Annotated in this window: 22 protein-coding genes; 16 read left to right on the forward strand and 6 right to left on the reverse strand. The window is 41.4% G+C overall.

The window, feature by feature from the left end:
• Nucleotides 1-30 precede the first annotated feature (30 nt).
• A complete protein-coding gene (gene rok / locus AWT60_RS02975; RefSeq protein ID WP_024426871.1) occupies nt 31-603 on the forward strand; it encodes a transcriptional regulator Rok in 573 nt (190 codons plus the stop codon).
• A 47-nt stretch (nt 604-650) separates the two neighbouring features.
• Here the strand turns inward: rok and AWT60_RS02980 are convergent, their stop codons facing one another.
• Entirely contained in the window at nt 651-1,568 is a 918-nt protein-coding gene (locus AWT60_RS02980) for a coiled-coil domain-containing protein (protein ID WP_218676892.1), read from the reverse strand.
• An 85-nt stretch (nt 1,569-1,653) separates the two neighbouring features.
• Here AWT60_RS02980 and AWT60_RS02985 point away from each other — a divergent pair, with 85 nt between their 5' ends.
• From AWT60_RS02985 to moaD, 6 genes are read left to right on the forward strand one after another with little or no spacing between them, the layout of a single operon-like run.
• Nucleotides 1,654-2,235: a molybdenum cofactor guanylyltransferase gene (locus AWT60_RS02985; RefSeq protein ID WP_218676893.1), complete on the forward strand. Its 582-nt coding sequence runs from the start codon at nt 1,654-1,656 to the stop codon at nt 2,233-2,235.
• A 30-nt stretch (nt 2,236-2,265) separates the two neighbouring features.
• Nucleotides 2,266-3,282 (forward strand): MoeB/ThiF family adenylyltransferase, encoded by a 1,017-nt coding sequence (locus AWT60_RS02990; RefSeq protein WP_218676894.1) that lies wholly within the window; start codon nt 2,266-2,268, stop codon nt 3,280-3,282.
• 9 nt (nt 3,283-3,291) lie between these two features.
• Complete coding sequence (locus AWT60_RS02995) at nt 3,292-4,569, forward strand: molybdopterin molybdotransferase MoeA (protein ID WP_076839473.1); 1,278 nt, start codon at nt 3,292-3,294, stop codon at nt 4,567-4,569.
• The gene (gene mobB / locus AWT60_RS03000; RefSeq protein WP_041109736.1) at nt 4,551-5,075 is read left to right on the forward strand and encodes a molybdopterin-guanine dinucleotide biosynthesis protein B; all 525 of its coding nucleotides are present in this window, start codon (nt 4,551-4,553) and stop codon (nt 5,073-5,075) included. Before AWT60_RS02995 ends, mobB begins: the two co-directional genes overlap by 19 nt.
• The gene (locus AWT60_RS03005; RefSeq protein ID WP_041108821.1) at nt 5,072-5,563 is read left to right on the forward strand and encodes a molybdenum cofactor biosynthesis protein MoaE; all 492 of its coding nucleotides are present in this window, start codon (nt 5,072-5,074) and stop codon (nt 5,561-5,563) included. Before mobB ends, AWT60_RS03005 begins: the two co-directional genes overlap by 4 nt.
• The gene (gene moaD / locus AWT60_RS03010; RefSeq protein ID WP_041108823.1) at nt 5,556-5,789 is read left to right on the forward strand and encodes a molybdopterin converting factor subunit 1; all 234 of its coding nucleotides are present in this window, start codon (nt 5,556-5,558) and stop codon (nt 5,787-5,789) included. Before AWT60_RS03005 ends, moaD begins: the two co-directional genes overlap by 8 nt.
• 47 nt (nt 5,790-5,836) lie before the next feature.
• Here the strand turns inward: moaD and AWT60_RS03015 are convergent, their stop codons facing one another.
• A complete protein-coding gene (locus AWT60_RS03015) occupies nt 5,837-6,214 on the reverse strand; it encodes a Rok-like winged helix domain-containing protein (RefSeq protein WP_024424734.1) in 378 nt (125 codons plus the stop codon).
• 517 nt (nt 6,215-6,731) lie between these two features.
• Between AWT60_RS03015 and yknW the strand changes: the two genes are divergently transcribed.
• The 8 genes from yknW (at nt 6,732) to lepB (ending at nt 15,024) form a co-directional block, all read left to right on the forward strand.
• On the forward strand, nt 6,732-7,358 hold the full coding sequence (gene yknW, locus AWT60_RS03020; protein WP_041108825.1) for a YknW family membrane protein: 627 nt from the start codon (nt 6,732-6,734) through the stop codon (nt 7,356-7,358).
• 9 nt (nt 7,359-7,367) lie between these two features.
• Nucleotides 7,368-8,474 (forward strand): efflux RND transporter periplasmic adaptor subunit, encoded by a 1,107-nt coding sequence (locus AWT60_RS03025; protein WP_041108827.1) that lies wholly within the window; start codon nt 7,368-7,370, stop codon nt 8,472-8,474.
• Nucleotides 8,471-9,172 carry an ABC transporter ATP-binding protein gene (locus tag AWT60_RS03030; RefSeq protein ID WP_041108829.1) on the forward strand — a complete coding sequence of 234 codons (702 nt, stop codon included), beginning with the start codon at nt 8,471-8,473 and terminating at the stop codon, nt 9,170-9,172. The genes AWT60_RS03025 and AWT60_RS03030 overlap by 4 nt, the downstream gene beginning before the upstream one ends.
• Nucleotides 9,159-10,352 (forward strand): ABC transporter permease, encoded by a 1,194-nt coding sequence (locus AWT60_RS03035; RefSeq protein ID WP_041108831.1) that lies wholly within the window; start codon nt 9,159-9,161, stop codon nt 10,350-10,352. The genes AWT60_RS03030 and AWT60_RS03035 overlap by 14 nt, the downstream gene beginning before the upstream one ends.
• A 318-nt stretch (nt 10,353-10,670) precedes the next feature.
• Complete coding sequence (locus tag AWT60_RS03040; RefSeq protein ID WP_024424739.1) at nt 10,671-11,426, forward strand: DeoR/GlpR family DNA-binding transcription regulator; 756 nt, start codon at nt 10,671-10,673, stop codon at nt 11,424-11,426.
• Nucleotides 11,423-12,334, forward strand: a complete 912-nt coding sequence (gene pfkB, locus AWT60_RS03045) for a 1-phosphofructokinase (RefSeq protein ID WP_041108833.1) — start codon at nt 11,423-11,425, stop codon at nt 12,332-12,334. Before AWT60_RS03040 ends, pfkB begins: the two co-directional genes overlap by 4 nt.
• A gap of 13 nt (nt 12,335-12,347) precedes the next feature.
• A complete protein-coding gene (locus AWT60_RS03050; protein ID WP_041108835.1) occupies nt 12,348-14,240 on the forward strand; it encodes a PTS fructose transporter subunit IIABC in 1,893 nt (630 codons plus the stop codon).
• A gap of 211 nt (nt 14,241-14,451) precedes the next feature.
• Nucleotides 14,452-15,024: a signal peptidase I gene (gene lepB, locus AWT60_RS03055; RefSeq protein WP_029706712.1), complete on the forward strand. Its 573-nt coding sequence runs from the start codon at nt 14,452-14,454 to the stop codon at nt 15,022-15,024.
• Nucleotides 15,025-15,087: 63 nt separating this feature from the next.
• Here the strand turns inward: lepB and AWT60_RS03060 are convergent, their stop codons facing one another.
• Nucleotides 15,088-15,363: a hypothetical protein gene (locus AWT60_RS03060; RefSeq protein ID WP_041108837.1), complete on the reverse strand. Its 276-nt coding sequence runs from the start codon at nt 15,361-15,363 to the stop codon at nt 15,088-15,090.
• A 143-nt stretch (nt 15,364-15,506) separates the two neighbouring features.
• Between AWT60_RS03060 and AWT60_RS03065 the strand changes: the two genes are divergently transcribed.
• On the forward strand, nt 15,507-17,126 hold the full coding sequence (locus AWT60_RS03065; protein ID WP_024426884.1) for an ABC-F family ATP-binding cassette domain-containing protein: 1,620 nt from the start codon (nt 15,507-15,509) through the stop codon (nt 17,124-17,126).
• A gap of 227 nt (nt 17,127-17,353) precedes the next feature.
• Here AWT60_RS03065 and AWT60_RS03070 read toward each other — a convergent pair whose 3' ends face one another.
• The 3 genes from AWT60_RS03070 to mreBH all read right to left on the reverse strand — a co-directional run bounded on the left by AWT60_RS03070 (nt 17,354) and on the right by mreBH (nt 19,908).
• Nucleotides 17,354-18,586 carry an aminopeptidase gene (locus AWT60_RS03070; RefSeq protein ID WP_218676895.1) on the reverse strand — a complete coding sequence of 411 codons (1,233 nt, stop codon included), beginning with the start codon at nt 18,584-18,586 and terminating at the stop codon, nt 17,354-17,356.
• Between the two features lie 108 nt (nt 18,587-18,694).
• Entirely contained in the window at nt 18,695-18,826 is a 132-nt protein-coding gene (locus tag AWT60_RS03075) for a protein YkpC (protein ID WP_003210922.1), read from the reverse strand.
• Nucleotides 18,827-18,900: 74 nt separating this feature from the next.
• Nucleotides 18,901-19,908, reverse strand: coding sequence for a rod-share determining protein MreBH (gene mreBH / locus AWT60_RS03080; protein ID WP_024424745.1), 1,008 nt, complete (start codon nt 19,906-19,908; stop codon nt 18,901-18,903).
• Nucleotides 19,909-19,926 lie beyond the last annotated feature (18 nt).

Consider the following 19,926-nt stretch of genomic DNA (forward strand, 5'->3'; position numbering starts at 1 on the left):
ATATTTTTTATATGATGAGGGGGAAATCCATTGTTTAATGAGAGGGAAGCGTTACGTTTACGATTGGAACAATTAAACGAGGCAGAAGTAAAGGTCATCCGTGAATATCAAATTGAGCGAGATGCGATTTATGCAAAATTAAGAGAATTAGACCGTCAAGGAACAGGTCTAGTGTCAGATACAAAAAAAGAAGTACGTACAGAGAGAAAGACGGATTCACTACCTGTATTAGCTGAGCTTGCTGCGCAAGAAATGAGAAGCTACCAGCAGCCGGCACAACCACAATCATCATCTTTAGGAACAGGACAGCTAAACGGAGCACCTGTAGGTATTCCTGAAGGATCGACAAGACGCAGAAGAGGCACAGCTCGTCCTGGCTCTAAGGCAGCGAAGCTTCGTGAAGCTGCGATTAAAACGTTAAAACGTCATAATGCAGCGATTAAAAGCTCAGAGCTTCAAAAAGAGATCGAAAAAGAGAGCGGTCTTGAAATCCCAAATATGACAACGTTTATGCAAAGCTTAATTAAAATGTACCCTGAAGTGAAGAAGCCTTATCGCGGACAGTATATTTTAGAAGGCGACATTCAAACAGAAGACGAATAAATAAAAAACTGCTGAGCGTAAAAGCCAGCAGTTTTTTATTTCGAGAATTACTTCTTTTGATCAACTGTATAGACAATTTTGCGTTCCTTGGGCAGGTGATCACGCTGTTTTTTGAAGCTGTCGATTTTGACTGTCATGACCTCTCCATTACGCTGCACTGCATCGACGTGTTCCTGAAGTGTTTGAACTTGTTCGTTGAGTTTCTTCAAGATCGGTTCGATTTCTTCTGTCGTTTGCAGGATGCGGTCTCGTGAGAATGGCTGTGCATTTGTTTTTGCTGACTGGTCAATATCAGCAAAATGAGAGGCGATCCATTCTTCGCTTTCTGCTAACTGTTTTTGATAGCTTGTGAGCGTTTCGTAAAAAATCGCTTCTTTTGCTTTTTCTATTTGCAGCAATTTCTCTTGTGTTTCATAAAAACGCTCTTGAAGGTGTCTGACGCCTTCCTGTAATACATGTAAATCTGCATTTTTATCGCTTAATGTTTGCTGCAGCTTCTCAATCACTGCGGATAAAGTATTTCCTTTTTTCTCCTCTTTTGCAAGCTGTTTATCTTGATCCTCTATCCGCTCATTTAATTGTTGAGAGATTTCCTCATATTTGACAACTTTCAAATGCAGCCTGTGTTTTTCTTCGGTTTCTTTTCTTCTATGATAGGTTTCCTTTTGCAGCATCTCATGGAGAAGGACAATTTTATGTAATAATTCTGATTTGCTGTAGGAGAGTTCCTGTATTTTTGAGGCAGCATCGTGTTGATCATTGGTCATTTCATCCAATTGTTGTTTTAATTGCGTGAAATCCTTTTTCATCTCATGATATTCTTGAGTTAACTTCTTATTTTTAGAATACGTATATGAGGACTGTAAATCAGAGATCATTTGTTGATATTTGGCAGTTTCAGCTTTTAAGTATAAATTCTCTTGAGATAAATCATGGAATAGGGGAGAAGCATGGCGCCTGTTCATCGATAGACCCTCCTTATTCATGTTACCAATAAAGTATGCGAAAGGAGTGCGATTAGAACAACCATATCAAAGGAGGACTTAGAGGATGCACGTAGTGAATGTCATTTTAGCTGGAGGCGATTCCAGACGCTTTGGAGAGCCAAAGGCAAGTTATATGTATCAAGGGAAACCATTATATGAGCATGTGAAAGAGCAGCTTTTAGAAGGGCAGACGGTTATCATCAGCCATCCGTCGCTTCTTCCTTTTTTCAAAGCAAGAGGTGAACAAAGTGTGTGGTTAGATGATGAAGAGGTGCGCGGATGCGGACCGCTTGCCGGCATATATACGGCGATGCAAAAGCAAGAGGCAGAATGGTATTTAGTAACGGCATGTGATATGCCTTTCATACGGAAGGAAACGGCGAAAGTATTATCGTCCTATTGCAGTGAGCACGCAGATGCCATTATCCCGCTTGTTCAGGGCAGATTACAGCCTTTATTTGCGCTTTATCACCGCCGCTCTCTGCTTTTTATTCGCGCGTGTTTAAAAGAGAATCAATTTGCCGTCAAGGACTTGCTTCAAAAGCTTCAAGTGCGTATCGTTTCAGAGGAAGAACTGAACGTGACATCAAATGAATTTCGTAATATCAATAAAAGAAGCGATTTACCTGAAAACGGTATGATATGATACATAAAAAACGGTGAGGAGAGAACAGCATTGAATGACCGATATTCAAGACAAATCTTGTTCCCTCCGGTTGGGGAAAAAGGACAGCATGCGCTGGCTGAAAGTCATGTTCTGATCGTTGGAGCCGGTGCTCTTGGTACCGCCTCTGCGGAAGGGCTTGTTCGGTCTGGCATCGGTACGCTTACGATAGTCGATCGTGATTATGTGGAATTTTCAAATTTACAGCGGCAGCAGCTGTACACGGAACATGATGCAAACGCATATGTGCCAAAAGCAGCAGCGGCAAAAAAACGTCTCGAGCAGATCAATCATGAAGTGACGATACACGCCCTGATTGAAGATGCAGGGGTGGAGCTGTTAAGGCCGTTATTCCAGAGAGCAGATATCGTCATTGATGCAACAGATAATTTTGAGACAAGAATGGTGATGAATGATTTATCACTAGAAACGAAAACGCCGTGGATATATGGCGCTTGTGTGAGCAGTCAGGGGATGTATATGACCATATTGCCGGATAAAACGCCATGTTTATCATGTGTGTTCACGGCAATGCCTGTTGGCGGCTTGACGTGCGATACAGCGGGGATTATTTCACCTGCCGTTCAAATGGTTTCTGCTTATCAGCAAACAGAGGCACTCAAATATTTAACAGGTCATGAAGAGCAAATCGAGCGGAAATTTGTTACGTTTGATCTTTGGCAGTCTACATCATTTAAAATGGATTTATCTCGCACTAAAGAGAAGAACTGTCCAACTTGCGGTACGGCAAGAACCTATCCTTATTTACATGATCAGCGTAAAAAAACGACGATCCTTTGCGGACGTGACACCGTTCAAATTGTTTCAAAGGATTTAGCAAAACTATCATTTCAGCATATAAAAGAGCGGCTCTCATCTATATGTGAGGTGGAAGTGAACGACTTCTTAATCCATGTACGATACGAAAATTACCGGATGGTCTGTTTTAAAGGAGGACGTGCATTAATCCATGGGACAAATGATGAAAAAGAAGCCAATTCATTACTAGCAAGACTGCTAGGGATATAGGAGTGATGTGTGATGGAAAGACGGCAGCCAATACCAGTAGAAGAGGCTATAAAGAAAGTCCACCAATACGAAAAAAATGGAGAAATAGAATGGGTCCCTTTAAAAGACAGCCTTGGACGGTTTATTGCAGAAGATATTTTGGCAGACCATGATGTTCCGGCATTTGATCGTTCTCCTTATGATGGCTTTGCACTTCGGGCAGAAGATACAAAAGAAGCGTCAAGTGCGCATCCAGTGGAATTCGAGGTCATTGATCATATTGGTGCAGGAATGGTCTCAGCAAAAACCATCGGTCCCTTTCAGGCCATTCGTATTATGACAGGAGCAAAAATTCCAAATGGCGCAAATGTCGTTATCATGATTGAACTGACGAAGACTTTTGAAAAAGGCGGCAAATCATTCATGTCACTGAAAAGACCGCTGAAAAAGGGAGACAATATTTCTCGTCAAGGAGAAGAGGTACTCAAAGGAAACGTGATGGTCAAAAAAGGAACAGATGTCACTCCTGGCGTCACGGCTCTGTTGGCGACATTCGGATATGCGGTAGTGCCAGTTGTCAAAAAACCGGTGATTGGCATTATCTCAACAGGCACAGAGCTTCTTCAAGTAAGTGATGCCATGGTGGACGGCAAGATTAGAAATAGTAATCTTAGTATGGTCTATGCGCAAGTACTTGAGGCCGTAGCTGAGCCGCTTGATTTAGGCGGAGTCTCCGATGATTTTGACAAAAGTTATCATGCAGTAAAAGCAGCCATGAGCAAGGTAGACATTCTGATCACAACAGGCGGTGTGTCAGTGGGTGATTTTGACTTTCTGCCTGCCATTTATGAAAAGCTGGGAGCCAAGGTCCTGTTTAATAAAGTAGCCATGAGACCTGGAAGTGTGACGACTGTGGCTGCAATGCCGAATGGTCAATTGCTGTTTGGGCTGTCCGGCAACCCTGCTGCCTGTTTTGTGGGCTTTGAATTATTTGTGAAACCGATCATTTATAAATGGTATAGGAAAGAAAATCCGTTTCCCGGCTTCGCTGAGGCGAAACTCACACATGATTTTCCGAAAGCCAATCCGTTCACTCGATTTGTCAGGGCGGCCCTTCAATTCACTGGCAGTCACATCAGTGTGACTCCAACAGGTCTTGATAAATCAAGTGCAGTGACCTCTATTGCAGAGGCTAACTGTTTCATCGTGCTGCCTGGGGGAACAAGAGGTTTTCAAGCAGGTGATCAAGTTGATGTTCTGCTGTTTCAGCACAAAGGCGGTGGGTCTCCATGCTGGATGACAAATTAAGCATATTACAGGTGGTCGGTTATCAAAATAGCGGCAAGACCACGTTGATCGAAAAGCTCTGTCAGCTGGCTGAACGTGAAGGGCTGAAGCTAGGCTGCTTTAAACACCATGGACATGGCGGGACACCAGATCGTCTTTTCAAAGAAAAAGATACTGATCGATATATTCAGGCAGGTGCATATGCCGCAGGTGTTGAAGGAGAGGGTGAATTTCACTTTTCGATGCAGCACATCACGTTAGAGCAGCTGCTCAACATGTGTCAGCATCTTCCGTTAGACGCTGTTCTCATAGAGGGGTACAAACAGGCGCCTTATCGCAAAATCGTTTGTGTCAAGAATGAAGAGGAGCTTAATGACCTTTCGACTCTTTCTAATATACAAGCAGCTATTTATTTTTCTCAAGAGAATCCATTAACCGAAAATTACCCGTTTCCTGTGTTTTCAGCTTTTGATAAGCGCGGGATGACATCTGCTTTTCACTTATTGAAGGGAGGCGGCACGTTTTGAGCGAACTTTTTAAAATAACAAAAACGCCGATTGAGGTAAACGAATTGATTCAGCATGTGACAAGACGAAAGGCAGGAGCCATTACAACGTTTATCGGGACGGTCAGAGAATGGACAAACGGCAAGAAAACATTGCGTTTAACCTACGAAGCATACATACCAATGGCGGAAAATATGCTAAGGCAGATTGGACAAGAAATGAAGAATCGGTGGCCTGACACTGAAGCAGCGATTGTGCACCGGATTGGAACACTTGAGATAACGGATATTGCTGTTGCGATCGCCGTTTCGTCTCCTCATAGGAAAGCTGCCTACGAAGCCAATGAATATGCTATTGAACGAATCAAGGAAATCGTTCCTATTTGGAAAAAAGAATATTGGGAAGATGGAGAGGCCTGGATAGGTAATCAGCTTGAAACGGTTTCATATCCAGAAGGTAAACCTAGCCATCTTCAACTTGCAGAGAAAGAAGGTGATCAGCATGATTAATGTGTTATTGTTCGCCGGCCTTGCTGAGAAGGCCGGTAAACAACAAATCATCATTCAAAAAGATCAAACAACGGTTGATGAGATTAAATTAGAATTACAGGAGGTATATGGTGTTGATGCTGCACAAAACGTAATGGTTGCAGTCAACGAAATATATACGAGGGAAAATGCTGAAGTGCGTAGCGGGGACACTGTTGCACTCATTCCTCCTGTAAGTGGTGGATAATAGATATTAGAGGATTTGGTTATGGCCACCCGGCTGTAACCAATTTTTTATGTGTGAAAAGTTTGTAGAGGTGCTTGGGTGTGATCTTCGTAAATAAAACATCCCCTTCTTGCTTTAGAAATGTGAGGATCGAGCTGCTGAATGAGATCATACAATTCGCTGATTCGTCTCACATTGAAATCTGTTTGAGCTTGAAGCTGTTCCTTTAATTCTTTTGTGCTCACAATGCTTCCCTTTTTCTCTTTAATAATATCTACACATCTTGCAGCGTAGTATATTTTGTCGTTAGAAGGTCTGCTTTCTTTCATATCAAGTAATTTGAGCTCATGATAAATCGATTCTCTTTCCTTTCGAAAGTATTGCCATGCTTCTTGTTCCTTTTCATACAGTAAAATCAATTGCATTTTCAATTTTTCTCTTAACATTCACTTGACTCCATTTCCACTATCATTTAACCTACCTCTATTTTACATTATATGAAAAAATAACTTTTGATCAAGTAAAATCCCTTTATTTTTAATTTTTTAATATGAAAGTATTGATACTAAAGACTTATTTGTTCTGTAAAAGAAACCAATCATAGTCCTATAAAGCCGGGATTCGCCGAAATTACTAGGATTATTTTAACAAAAAATTGTTGTGTCTATCTAAGACCATGCGAATCCAAAAGAAAAGGATATTTATTCCGAAAGACATATTGTTTACTTAATAAAATGTTTTTAAGTCAGTAAAAGCACGATTCTTGATGTGAATATTGTCGGATCATGAGGTCATTTGAAGGGTTTCATTCGTGAAAATAGAATAATAGATAAAATTTTTTCTCAACGAAAATAAGAAAATTAAATGATCGATCACTTATTGGCAATCTTTTGATAAAATAGAAAGAAAAAGAGCGTCATTGTGCGTTTGCATACTTGCTTGACATAGAGAGGATGACATTTGGTGAAAGAAAACATGCAAAAACCTACGATCATTGGAGTGAGCACAAGACCATCAGAGCACCTGAAAAGAGTATGGGAACATCCAGTTGTTTGGTGGCCTTTATCTTGTGTGCTTATTTTAACAGTCGTTGTGACTTATTTGTCTGAGCTCGTAAATAAGGGAATGTGGGCAGATTTAAGTTTGCCGGTACCTGTTGTTTATGTGGTGACGCTTATTGGTCTGGTATTTGGGATTGTCATCAATGCTGCTATATATAAGTTCATCGTATTTTTAGCGAAAGGTGATGCATCATTTCGGCAGCTGTTTTCAGCGGTCCTGTTCATTACGCCCGTTACGATCATTGGGACGATTATTTCTCATTTGGCAGTAATCCTTTTTCATGTTCCAAAAGACATCACGGTTACCTCGTTAAACGCGCTCATACGAATTTCTGGTCCATGGCAGGCGGTGTTAGCCAATATCGATCTTTTTGTGATCTGGAATCTTGTTTTAACAGGCTTTTTATTCATCCGAGTTGGGCGTATATCACCGAGAATTTCTTGGGTGATTATCGGCGTTTTTTATATCTTATCGTTAATTTTTCAATATGTAGGAACAGCAATTAACATATCAGTAAGCTGGGGGTAGAAGGTTTTTATGAGAAAGAAAATCATCATTGGATCTATTTTAATTATTATGATTGGACTATTTATTGGATTTAATATTGCGAAAAACCAAGCAAAGCCTGCTTCTACAGCAGCGATTAAAACAGTCAAACTCACGCCGAAAGAAATCACATCTACGGTGATGACACCCGGGACACTTTCGTTCTCTGAAGAGCAGTTCATCTATGAAGAAGAGGAGAAGGGGAAATTGAAGGGAATTGCTGTGAAAGAAGGGGAAAAGGTAAAGGCTGGAACGCCGCTTCTTACATATGAAAACAAGGAACTGGAGCTTGAGGAGCAGCAGCAAGCACTAGCCGCTGAGTCAAGTACATTAAAACTGGAACAATTGCAAAAAAGGCTGAGTGAATTAGATGAGAAAAAAGCAGGCGGATCTGACGCTAATGCCAAAAGCGAGCGAGATCAGCTTCAATTAGAACTGAAAGCGGCTGAATTAGAACAAAAGCAAGCAGAGATCAGCCAAGAAAAAGTAAAGGCGCAAATAGAAGATTTAACCGTACATAGTAAAATTGATGGAACAGTGATTTCCATTGAGCAAGAGGCCGGAGCAGGGGGGCCGGAAGATAGGCAGCCGATCATCCATATTGGTCATGAGAAAAAAATGATCGTGCGGGGTTTGATCTCAGAGTATGATGCCATCAAAATCAAAAAGAAACAAAAAGTGAAGGTAACGTCTGATGTCATTCGCGGGAAGAGCTGGCAAGGAGTCGTGAAAAAAGTGGGCGCTGTTCCTGTCCAGACTGCAGCCGAAACAACTTCGAGCGATCAAACGGTTCAATATCCTGTTGAAGTTGAAATAAAGGGAAAGAAACCTGAGGCGAAGCCTGGTTTTAAAATGATCATGGAAATTGAAACAGATAAGCGCCAAGCGCAAACGATTCCTGAAACAGCAGTAAAAAAAGAGACTGATGGACAATACGTTTATGTTGTTCGAAAAAATGTACTGAAAAAAGTAAAAGTGGTCATAGGGGAAACGACAGGTCATGATCTTGAAGTGACAAAAGGTGTCAAGGCAGAGGATCAAATCATTGCTCATCCAACAGATGATATGTATGACGGAATGGAAGTGAATGCTGAATGATTCAGCTTTCCAACGTAACAAAAAGCTATGAGGTCGCACACGAAACATTTGATGTATTAAGTGACATGAATCTTGTCATTGAGAAAGGCGAGTATATGTCCATTATGGGCCCGTCCGGCTCTGGAAAGTCAACATTAATGAATATTATTGGCTGTTTAGACCGTCCGACGACAGGACACTATCATTTTCAAGGTACAGAGCTGTCAGCAGCAAAGGATCAAGAGCTTGCGGTCATTCGAAATCAATCCATTGGATTTGTTTTTCAGCAATTTCACCTCCTGCCAAGGTTAAATGCGAGGCGCAATGTTGAACTGCCAATGATTTACGCTGGGATCAGCCAAAAGGAAAGAAAAGAACGTGCAGAATCGGCACTTGAAAAGGTTGGTTTGACCGATCGAATGAAACATATGCCAAGTGAGTTGTCAGGAGGACAAAAGCAAAGGGTGGCAATTGCACGAGCGATTGTCAATAAGCCTCAGCTTATTTTAGCAGATGAACCGACTGGTGCGCTCGACTCAAAAACAAGCATGTCAATTATGGAACAGTTTACACAGCTGAATGAGGAAGGGACAACGATTGTGCTTGTCACCCATGAAGAAGAAATAGCTGCGTATACAAACCGTACGGTCGTTGTGAGAGATGGACGGCTTGTTGAAGATAGATGGATACAAGGGGACGCTATGAATGAAACTCTTTGAAAATATCAAAATAGCACTGAATTCGGTTTTAGCTCATAAATTACGTTCTATTTTAACGATGCTTGGGATTATTATTGGTGTTGGATCAGTCATTGCAGTCGTGGCGATTGGTCAAGGCGGTGAGCAAATGTTAAAAGGATCGATTTCAGGTCCAAACAATACCATTGATATGACATATACGCCTTCTGACGAAGAGTTAAATGCAAATCCAAATGCCTTATTCGAAGCCTCATTTACTGAGGAAGACATAAAAAGCATTAGGACAATCAATGGGGTAAAGCAGGTCGCCTCCTCGACTGCACAAGGAATGCAGCTGAGATTTCAAGATACGACAGTTGATGCGACAGTTAACGGCATAAATGAGGGGTATACGAATGTACATTCATTACAAATCGCAGAAGGACAGAATTTAAGAGATATTGACTTTAGAAGCGGCAGAAGAGCTGCCCTCATCTCGGATGGCTTACTAAAAGAGCTATTCAATGGACAAAAGGCATTAGGTGAACTGATTTGGATGAACGGGCAGCCGGTTGAAGTCATCGGTGTGTTAGCAAAACAGAAAGGGATGTTATCATTTGATATGAATGAAATATATGTCCCATTTGCGATGCTCACCTCCACATTTGGTATGAATGAATATGATAAGTTGTCTATTCAAGTCGCACATGCGGATCAAATGAAGGAAGTAGGAAAGAGCGCGGCTGCCATATTAAATGAAAATCATCATACAGAAGATGCTTACGAAATGGTCAATATGGAAGAAATTGCAGAAGGGATCGGTCAAATAACGTCCGTTATGACAACGATCATTGGCTCAATAGCCGGAATCTCTTTACTTGTCGGCGGCATCGGTGTGATGAATATTATGCTTGTTTCTGTGACAGAGAGGACAAGAGAAATCGGTATTCGAAAGGCGATGGGCGCAACAAGGGCGCAAATTCTCGTTCAGTTTTTAATTGAGTCTGTCGTTTTAACGCTTATCGGCGGGCTGATGGGAATTGCACTTGGTTTAGGCGGTGCTTCGCTAGTATCACTATTTGCCGGCTGGCCGTCTCTTGTATCTTGGCAAGTGGTTTGTGGAGGCGTACTGTTTAGTATGCTCATTGGTATTGTTTTTGGGTTAATTCCTGCGAATAAAGCAGCGAGACTAGACCCTATTGAATCGCTCAGGTATGAATAATTCGGAGAAGAAAAAAGCATACAAATGGTTTACATTTGCCTTCATTACACATCAAAAGCTTTTATGCAAATCGCATAAAAGCTTTTTTTAGTTCCATTGAATGAAATAAAAAATGATAGAAATGCTAATATCATGACTTTCATCTTAATGTCACATATTTTTCAGTTTACAAATGGTACATATAAAGGTAAGATGACCATGGTGAAAGATTTTGATAGTTATTGAATGTATTTGATTGTTTTGTATTGATAATGTTGAAAAAAGCGATTACAATAAAGGTGCGCGCAAAATGAATACGTTTTCAAAAGGGGTGTTCTCATGTTAACACCGGAAAGACATCAACTCATTATCGACAGCTTAGAAGAAAATGATGTCATTAAAATACAGGACTTAACGATGATGACGGATGCGTCTGAATCTACAATTAGAAGAGATTTATCAGCCCTTGAAGAAAAAGGATTTCTTAAAAGGGTTCATGGAGGAGCAGCCAAGATTTCGAGTATTCGCCTTGAACCAGATGTATTTGAGAAATCTGCCAAAAACCTTCAAGAAAAGTCATTGGTAGCAGAGGCAGCGGCATCTCTTTTAAAACAGGGCGACTGTATTTATTTAGATGCAGGTACAACCACACAGCAAATGATTGAATATATCGATCCAGATCAAGATATTGTCGTGGTGACAAACGGTGTGATGCACATTGAAGCACTCATGAGAAAAGGCATTACCTTTTACTTGATAGGCGGATCAGTGAAACATCGAACAGGAGCCATGGTGGGAGCCGCAGCTCTGACAGCGATGGAAAATTATCGTTTTGACAAAAGCTTTGTTGGGACAAACGGCATTCATCCTGAGGCGGGTTTTACAACACCTGATCCAGAGGAAGCTCTCATGAAAAAAAGAGCCATGAAACAGGCGAAAAAAACCTACATCTTATCAGATGCCTCGAAGTTTGGCGAAATATCGTTTTCAGCCTTTGCTAGTTTACAGGAAGCCACCATTATCACAAACGACGCAAAAGAGGATTCATTCGATAATTACCATGAAAAAACGGTTATAAAGGTAGTGAAAACATGATTTATACAGTTACTTTAAACCCATCAGTTGATTACATCGTACACGTGGAGGATTTTGCAGTCGGCGGTTTAAATCGTTCAACCTATGATCAAAAATATCCAGGTGGTAAAGGAATCAATGTCTCAAGGCTATTAAAACGTCACGGTGTTGAATCAAAAGCACTTGGATTCATTGGTGGATTTACAGGCAAATATATTCAAGATTTTTTACAGAACGAACAATTACAAACAGCGTTTCACGAGGTGTCAGAAGATACAAGAATCAATGTGAAACTAAAAACAGGTGAAGAGACAGAAATCAACGGACTCGGCCCATCAATTACTGAAGCGCAATTTGAGTCTTTTCTATCTCAATTTTCTTCACTGACTGAAGGAGATGTCGTGGTTTTAGCTGGCAGCATTCCTTCTTCATTACCTCATAACACATATGAGCGCATTGCTGAAGTTTGCAAAGAGCAAGGTGTAAGAGTTGTTCTTGATATTTCTGGCGAAGCGTTAAAAAAAGCAGCAGACATGAAACCGTTCTTAATGAAGCCAAATCATCATGAGCTTGGTGAAATGTTTGAGACGAGTATTTCATCAGCAGAAGAAGCAATTCCTTATGGGAAAAAGCTGTTAGAACAAGGTGCTGAACATGTCATCGTCTCCATGGCTGGAGATGGCGCCCTCTTATTCAGTAAAGAAGGAATCTATCAGTCCAATGTTCCAAATGGAACGCTCGTTAATTCAGTTGGAGCAGGAGATTCAGTCGTTGCAGGGTTTTTAGCCGGCGTTTCAAAAGGCCTTTCAATTGAAGATTCATTTAAGCTTGGTGTTACTTCAGGAAGCGCTACAGCCTTTTCTGAGGAGCTTGGCACAAAAGAGCTTGTTGACACACTATTACCACAAGTAAAAGTCACACGCATTTAAAGGAGGAGTCATCATGAAAATTACAGAACTACTCACGAAGCATACCATTAAGCTTCAATTAAACAGCCAGCAGAAAGAAGGAGTCATTGAAGAGCTGGTCACTGTTTTAGATACAGCAGGCAAGTTAAATGATAAAGAGGGCTACAAAGAAGCTGTGATCAATCGTGAAAAACAGAGCTCTACTGGTATTGGCGAAGGAATTGCCATCCCGCATGCTAAAACAGCAAGTGTAAAAGAGCCTGCCATTGCATTTGGCCGCTCAACTGCTGGCGTTGATTATGAATCACTAGACGCGCAGCCGAGTCATCTTGTCTTTATGATTGCCGCAACTGAAGGCGCAAACAACACGCACTTAGAGGCACTTTCTCGTTTATCCACACTTCTTATGCGTGAAGAAATTCGAAAGCAGCTCCTTGAAGCGGCGACTGAAGATGAAATCATTGAGATCATCAATACACATGATCAAGATGATGAAGAAGAAGAGGAAGTTCAAGAGGAGCCGGCAGCAGAAGGAAAACCTGCTAAAATTTTAGCAGTAACAGCTTGCCCGACAGGCATTGCCCATACATTTATGGCAGCAGATGCTTTGAAAGAAAAAGCAAAAGAAATGGGCGTTGACATTAAAGTTGAAACAAACGGCTCTGGCGGTATTAAACATGCCCTTACAGCAAAAGAAATTGAAGAAGCACCAGCCATCATTGTGGCAGCGGACAAGCAAGTAGAAATGGAACGCTTTAAAGGCAAGCATGTCATTGAAGTCCCTGTAACAGCTGGTATTCGCCGTCCACAGGAATTAATTGAAAAAGCAATCAATCAAGATGCGCCGATTTATAAAGGTTCAGGCGGCAGTTCTTCTAAAGACGAAAATGAATCATCTGGCAAAGGAAGAAGCGGATTTTACAAGCACTTAATGAGTGGTGTAAGTAACATGCTTCCATTTGTTGTCGGAGGCGGTATCCTTGTTGCGATTTCATTCTTCTGGGGCATTAACTCAGCAGATCCTAAGGACCCTTCATTTAATTCATTTGCAGCTGTCTTAAAAGGAATTGGCGGCGATAATGCACTTGCCTTAATCGTTGCGGTATTAGCTGGATTTATTGCCATGAGTATTGCAGATCGTCCAGGTTTTGCGCCAGGTATGGTCGGTGGTTTTATGGCGTCAGCAGCAGGTGCAGGGTTCTTAGGCGGATTGATTGCTGGTTTCCTAGCAGGTTACATTGTTGTGCTGCTCAAAAAAGTATTCACATTCGTACCGCAGACACTCGACGGGATTAAACCGGTTCTGCTGTATCCATTGTTCGGTATTTTCTTCACAGGCATTATCATGCATTATATTGTCAACACACCAGTGAAAATGGTGATGGACGGATTAACACATTGGCTTGAATCATTAGGTACGGGAAACCTTGTCTTAATGGGTATTATTTTAGCTGGTATGATGGCAATTGATATGGGAGGCCCAATTAACAAAGCGGCTTACACATTTGGTCTTGCGATGATTGCTGCTGGCAACTATGCACCGCATGCTGCAATTATGGCAGGCGGAATGGTACCACCACTAGGTATTGCACTTGCAACAACGATCTTTAGAAATAAGTTTTCAAAACGTGACCGTGAAGCAGGGATTACATGTTACTTCATGGGAGCTGCCTTCATCACGGAAGGAGCAATCCCATTTGCGGCGGCAGATCCTCTTCGTGTGATTCCTTCAGCTGTTATTGGTGCAGCAGTTGCTGGCGGATTAACGGAATTCTTCAGAGTGACGCTTCCTGCACCGCATGGCGGACTATTTGTTTTCTGGGTAACAAATCATCCAGTTCTTTATATCATCAGCATCTTAATCGGTGCCGTTGTGACAGCGATTTTACTGGGTATTTTGAAAAAACCAGTTAGGCAAGAAGCGTAATGCAGATGAGAAGCATCGTGTAAAACGGTGCTTCTTTTTGTTTAATTATCAGTGAATTAGGAAAAAATATCTAATTAGATGGTTGTCTTGTGAATTTTTAATTGACATATGATAAAGTAAAGTTATTCAATTCACGTTTCAAGTCTTTTAGCAGAAAGTCTTAGGAGGAAGCAGTATTTTGAACGAAGAAAACAAACAAAACGAAAATGACATTCAATCTGATGCGAAGCAAGCCAAAACAGAGAAGAAAAGTTCACTGTTTGAATGGATCAAAGCCATTTTAATCGCACTTGCGCTCGTCTTGCTCATCCGTACGTTTATATTTGAACCGTATGTGGTGGAAGGAGAGTCAATGGAACCGACCCTTCATGACGGGGAAAAGCTGTTTGTCAACAAAACCATTAATTATCTCGGTGGTGTGAAACGCGGTGACATTGTGATTATTAATGGAAAAGATGGTCAGAAGATTCATTATGTCAAACGATTGATCGGCCTTCCAGGTGATACGATTGAAATGAAGGATGATACGCTTTACATTAATGGTAAAAAAGTAGATGAGCCTTATTTAAAAGAGAACAAGGCGCATGCGAAAGAGTATGAAGTGCATTTAACTGGAGATTTTGGTCCAGTGAAAGTACCGAAAAACGATTACTTTGTAATGGGGGACAACAGACTCAATTCCATGGACAGCCGAAATGGACTTGGCCTCATTGAAAAGGATCGGGTTGTCGGGACATCAGAATTTGTTTTCTTCCCATTTGGCGATATTCGACAGACAAAATAAAAGCACCTTCTCATGGGCAAGAGAAAGGTACTTGAACGAGCGACCCTTACAGAAGGGTCGTTTTTAATTTGGTGTGAGCACCGTAACAATGATTACAATCGCAAGAACAGAAGCGAACACAGATCCGGTAATGGCTAAAACGGATCGAAACAATCCGATCTTTTGGTTTTCTTTTCCCCGCTTTTGTAAAAAGCGTTTGGAAAAGATGTGGACCAGTGTGTAAATGAGGACAAGCCCAATATAAAGCCCAAAGTCCCTCGCATTAAAGCCTGTTGCAGATAAATAAATGCCCATAAAGAAAATCAATAAACAGTATTCCAACAGTGTGAGTAATCTCAAATCGCCCGAACTCCTTCAATCAATCATTCCCGTTTATTATATCATAATAGACAAAAAGCCTTCGTTCTTAGCGAGAGACGTTTCTATCAAACGTTATTCATGTTATACTTCATAATGATGAATGAGTGATGGAGGATTAATAAATGATTGCAGTAAATAATGTTAGTTTGCGCTTTGCTGATCGTAAACTATTTGAAGAAGTAAATATTAAATTCACTCCTGGCAACTGTTACGGATTAATTGGTGCCAATGGAGCTGGTAAATCAACGTTCCTAAAAATTCTTTCTGGAGAAATTGAGCCTCAAACGGGCGATGTTCATATGAGTCCTGGCGAGCGTTTAGCGATTTTAAAACAGAACCACTTTGAATACGAAGAGTTTGAAGTGCTGAAAGTCGTCATCATGGGTCACAAACGTCTATATGATGTGATGCAGGAGAAAGATGCGATCTATATGAAACCTGATTTCTCAGATGAAGACGGGATTCGTGCAGCGGAGCTTGAAGGTGAATTTGCCGAATTAAACGGCTGGGAAGCTGAAAGTGAAGCAGCAATCCTATTAAAGGGTCTTGGCATTCCAGAAAGCCTTCAATCGAAGAAAATGTCTGAGCTTGGCGGTTCTGAAAAGGTAAAAGTACTTTTAGCTCAAGCTTTATTTGGCAAGCCTGACGTTCTTCTTCTCGATGAGCCGACGAACCACTTGGACTTACAAGCAATCCAGTGGCTCGAAGAGTTCCTCATTAACTTTGAAAATACCGTCATCGTCGTTTCGCATGATCGTCACTTCTTAAATAAAGTATGTACACATATTGCGGACCTTGATTTCGGAAAAATCCAAGTATACGTCGGTAACTATGATTTTTGGTATGAGTCCAGCCAGTTAGCGCTGAAACTAAGCCAAGAAGCGAATAAGAAAAAAGAAGAACAAATTAAGCAGCTTCAAGAATTCGTTGCCCGGTTTAGTGCGAACGCTTCTAAATCGAAGCAAGCGACATCAAGAAAGAAATTGCTTGATAAAATCTCTTTAGATGACATTAAGCCGTCTTCACGTAAATATCCGTATGTTCATTTTGCGCCAGAGCGTGAAATCGGAAATGATGTCCTTCAAGTAGAAGGTCTATCAAAAACAATTGACGGTGTAAAAGTACTGGATAATGTCAGCTTTATTATGAACCGCGAAGATAAAATTGCGTTCTTAAGCCGTAATGAGCTTGCTGTGTCCACATTATTTAAAATCCTTGCTGGTGAAATGGAGCCAGACAGCGGATCATTTAAATGGGGCGTCACAACGTCACAAGCCTTTTTCCCGAAAGATAATAGTGAATACTTTGAAGGAAATGACGTTGATCTCGTTGATTGGCTCCGTCAATATTCTCCGAATGATCAAAGCGAAAGCTTCCTGCGTGGTTTCTTAGGACGTATGCTTTTCTCTGGGGAAGAAGTGAAGAAAAAAGCAAGTGTCTTATCAGGAGGAGAAAAGGTTCGTTGTATGTTATCAAAAATGATGCTGTCTGGAGCGAATATTTTGCTGCTGGATGAGCCAACGAACCACTTAGACCTAGAATCCATTACAGCGCTGAATAACGGTCTCATGAGCTTTAAAGGAGCCATGCTCTTCTCATCTCATGACCATCAGTTTGTTGAAACAGTCGCAAACCGGATTATCGAAGTGACGCCAAATGGCATCGTCGATAAACAAACAACATATGATGAGTTTTTATCAGATCAAGACATCCAAAAAAGACTTGAAGAGCTTTACGCATAAATAAAAAAGACATCCATAGGATGTCTCAGCGTGTAGACAAACCCTCGCATTCGGTGTCAGGTCTGCGCTCCAGTACTCACGAATGTCAAATTCGCTCCGTTCTGGTGCTCGCCCTTCCTAGACTGCAAAGGTTTTCTATACGCTGAAAAGAAAACAAAGGGCTAAAATAAAGATCATTTTAGCCCTTTGTCTTCAATCTGAGACATCCATAGGATGTCTTTTTTTGATTAAATCGCCCAGTTTCCATTTCGAAAGATCGGTTCGTGTTTCCCGTCTTTTGTGATTCCGTCAATATTCATTTCCTTTGAACCAATCATAAAATCAACGTGTGTAATACTGCTGTTCACACCCGCAGCATCCAATTCCTCTCGTTTCATTTCTTTTCCGCCTTCGATATTAAACGCATATCCGCTGCCGATGGCAAGGTGATTTGATGCATTTTCATCGTAAAGTGTATTGTAATAAAGAATATTTGAGTTAGAAATTGGTGAATCATCTGGTACGAGGGCAACCTCACCTAGATAATGAGAGCCTTCATCTGTTTCAACGAGAGATTTTAAAATATCTTCGCCTTCTTTTGCTTTCACATCCACAATCCGGCCATTTTCAAAGGTTAATGAAAACTCATCAATGATGTTTCCAGCATAGCTGAGCGGCTTTGTGCTTGAGACTGTCCCGTTTACACCGTCTTTTTTCGGTACGGTAAAGACTTCTTCTGTCGGCATGTTGGCCATGAACGAGACTCCGCGTTCACTTACGCTGCCAGCACCTACCCAAATATGCTGCTCTGGAAGCTCGATCGTTAAGTCTGTGCCCGGTGCTTCATAATGAAGCTTGTGGTAGTGGCGTTCATTGAGTATTTTGACCTTTTCATTTAATGACGCATCGTGCTTTTTCCAAGCCTCAACTGGATCTGTTTGATCAGCGCGTGCGACTTTAAAGATTTGATCCCACAATAACGTGACAGCTTCTTCATCTGTATGATCAGGGAAAATCTTTTTCGCCCATTCTTTTGATGCAGCACCTACGACTGTCCAAGCGACTTTGTCAGATTGAACGTATTGACGATATGTATGTAGTGCTGAACCAGCAGCTTTTTGCTGTGCAGCGATTTTTTTCGAATCAATGCCTCGCAAAAGGTCAGGGCTTTCTGACAGGATGGTAATAAAAGCGCCTCCGCGTTTTGCGATGATTTCCATCATCTGTGCTTCCCATTCAGGGAATTGCTCAAATACATCCTGTGGCGCATGTTCATACTTTAAACGGGTGAGAACACCATCACTCCAGCGGATATGTACGTTTTTCGCCCCGCGCTCATACGCGTGTTTCGCTACAAGACGAACAAGATGTGCAGATTCAGTAAATGCCGATACAACGACTTCCTGCCCCTTTTGTACATTCACACCGACTTCAACGATGGTCTTCGCATATTGATCTAGTTGTTTTTCAAATGAACTCATAAAAAAACCCTCCTTTAGTCATGTTCATCATATCAGATTTATGACCGAAAAGGAAAATGGGGAGCCCGTTTAAAGCCAAAATAAAAAAGCCGCTTTTGGGCGGCTTTTTTAGCGGTTCAGTTGTTTCACAGGCTGTGCATTAGAAGGCGGCATATGTGAAAACGACAGGCTCATTCCTCCTAAAATAATACCCGTTAAAATGACTGTGACAACGACCCGTTTACCTAAATCAAGCAACATGTTCTTCCTCCTTCACGTTTATCCATTTCTCACGATATGATCGAAATGACAAAAAAAGAAGTAGAACAAGAAGATTATTTTAAAGTTTTTTGCAATTTGTCGATCACTTCTAATGAACGACCTGTTCCAATTGCAACAGATTCAAGGGGATTGGCTGCAATATGGACTGGAACCACAATCTCTTGAGAAAGCCATTCTTGTATTCCATTTAAAAGAGCGCCTCCGCCAGTTAAAATGACGCCGCGGTCTACAATATCTCCGCTTAGCTCTGGAGGGCTGTCCTCTAGTGTGGCACGGATCGCTTCTAAAATATGAAGAAGTGATTCTCGCATGGCGCCTTGAATTTCATGAGAGACAAGTGTGATCGTTTTTGGCAGACCTGTCACAAGGTCGCGACCGCGCACTTCTAATGATTCAGGCTCATGTTCAATGAGACCATACCCAATTTCCATTTTCACCTGCTCGGCCGTCCGTTCGCCGATTAATAGGTTATATTTCTTTCTGACAAACGTAATGATATCTTCATCCAGCTGATCGCCGCCAATTCGAATCGAATGACAAGAGACAACGCCGCCAAATGAAATGATCGCAACTTCTGTTGTTCCGCCGCCAATATCGACTACGACGTTCGCAACAGGCTCGTCTACCGGAAGATCAGCACCGATTGCAGCTGCAACAGGTTCTTCAATTAAATGCACATGTTTTGCTCCGCAGTTTTTCACAGCATCGCTGATGGCGCGGCGCTCAACAGCTGTTGAACCAGAAGGTGTACATACAACGACAGTTGGCTTTCTGAAGGTAAACCCGATATTTTTTCCTGCTTTTTTCATGATTTGTTTAAGTAAATCTGTTGTCATATCATAATCAGCGATGACACCGTCTTTCATCGGACGGATCGCAACAATTTTTCCAGGTGTTTTCCCGATCATTTCTTTTGCTTCTGATCCGACGGCAAGTACAGTCTTTGTTTCTGTATCGACTGCTACGACGGAAGGTTCATTTAAAATAATTCCCTTATTTTTACTATAAACCAATATGTTAGCTGTTCCTAAATCAATTCCAATTTCGGCATTTTGAAACATGTTTTCACCCAATCTCTA

The organism is Bacillus sp. F2HM (genome assembly GCF_019266135.1).
GTDB lineage: Bacteria > Bacillota > Bacilli > Bacillales > Bacillaceae > Bacillus > Bacillus safensis.

Coding starts and splice junctions, on each gene's coding strand:
- AWT60_RS02980 (WP_218676892.1), bottom strand. CDS start 1,568: ATGAACAGGCGCCATGCTTCTCCCCTATTCCATGATTTATCTCAAGAG.
- AWT60_RS02985 (WP_218676893.1), top strand. CDS start 1,654: ATGCACGTAGTGAATGTCATTTTAGCTGGAGGCGATTCCAGACGCTTT.
- mobB (WP_041109736.1), top strand. CDS start 4,551: ATGCTGGATGACAAATTAAGCATATTACAGGTGGTCGGTTATCAAAAT.
- moaD (WP_041108823.1), top strand. CDS start 5,556: ATGATTAATGTGTTATTGTTCGCCGGCCTTGCTGAGAAGGCCGGTAAA.
- AWT60_RS03015 (WP_024424734.1), bottom strand. CDS start 6,214: ATGTTAAGAGAAAAATTGAAAATGCAATTGATTTTACTGTATGAAAAG.
- AWT60_RS03025 (WP_041108827.1), top strand. CDS start 7,368: ATGAGAAAGAAAATCATCATTGGATCTATTTTAATTATTATGATTGGA.
- AWT60_RS03030 (WP_041108829.1), top strand. CDS start 8,471: ATGATTCAGCTTTCCAACGTAACAAAAAGCTATGAGGTCGCACACGAA.
- AWT60_RS03035 (WP_041108831.1), top strand. CDS start 9,159: ATGAAACTCTTTGAAAATATCAAAATAGCACTGAATTCGGTTTTAGCT.
- AWT60_RS03040 (WP_024424739.1), top strand. CDS start 10,671: ATGTTAACACCGGAAAGACATCAACTCATTATCGACAGCTTAGAAGAA.
- pfkB (WP_041108833.1), top strand. CDS start 11,423: ATGATTTATACAGTTACTTTAAACCCATCAGTTGATTACATCGTACAC.
- AWT60_RS03050 (WP_041108835.1), top strand. CDS start 12,348: ATGAAAATTACAGAACTACTCACGAAGCATACCATTAAGCTTCAATTA.
- AWT60_RS03065 (WP_024426884.1), top strand. CDS start 15,507: ATGATTGCAGTAAATAATGTTAGTTTGCGCTTTGCTGATCGTAAACTA.
- AWT60_RS03070 (WP_218676895.1), bottom strand. CDS start 18,586: ATGAGTTCATTTGAAAAACAACTAGATCAATATGCGAAGACCATCGTT.
- AWT60_RS03075 (WP_003210922.1), bottom strand. CDS start 18,826: ATGTTGCTTGATTTAGGTAAACGGGTCGTTGTCACAGTCATTTTAACG.
- mreBH (WP_024424745.1), bottom strand. CDS start 19,908: ATGTTTCAAAATGCCGAAATTGGAATTGATTTAGGAACAGCTAACATA.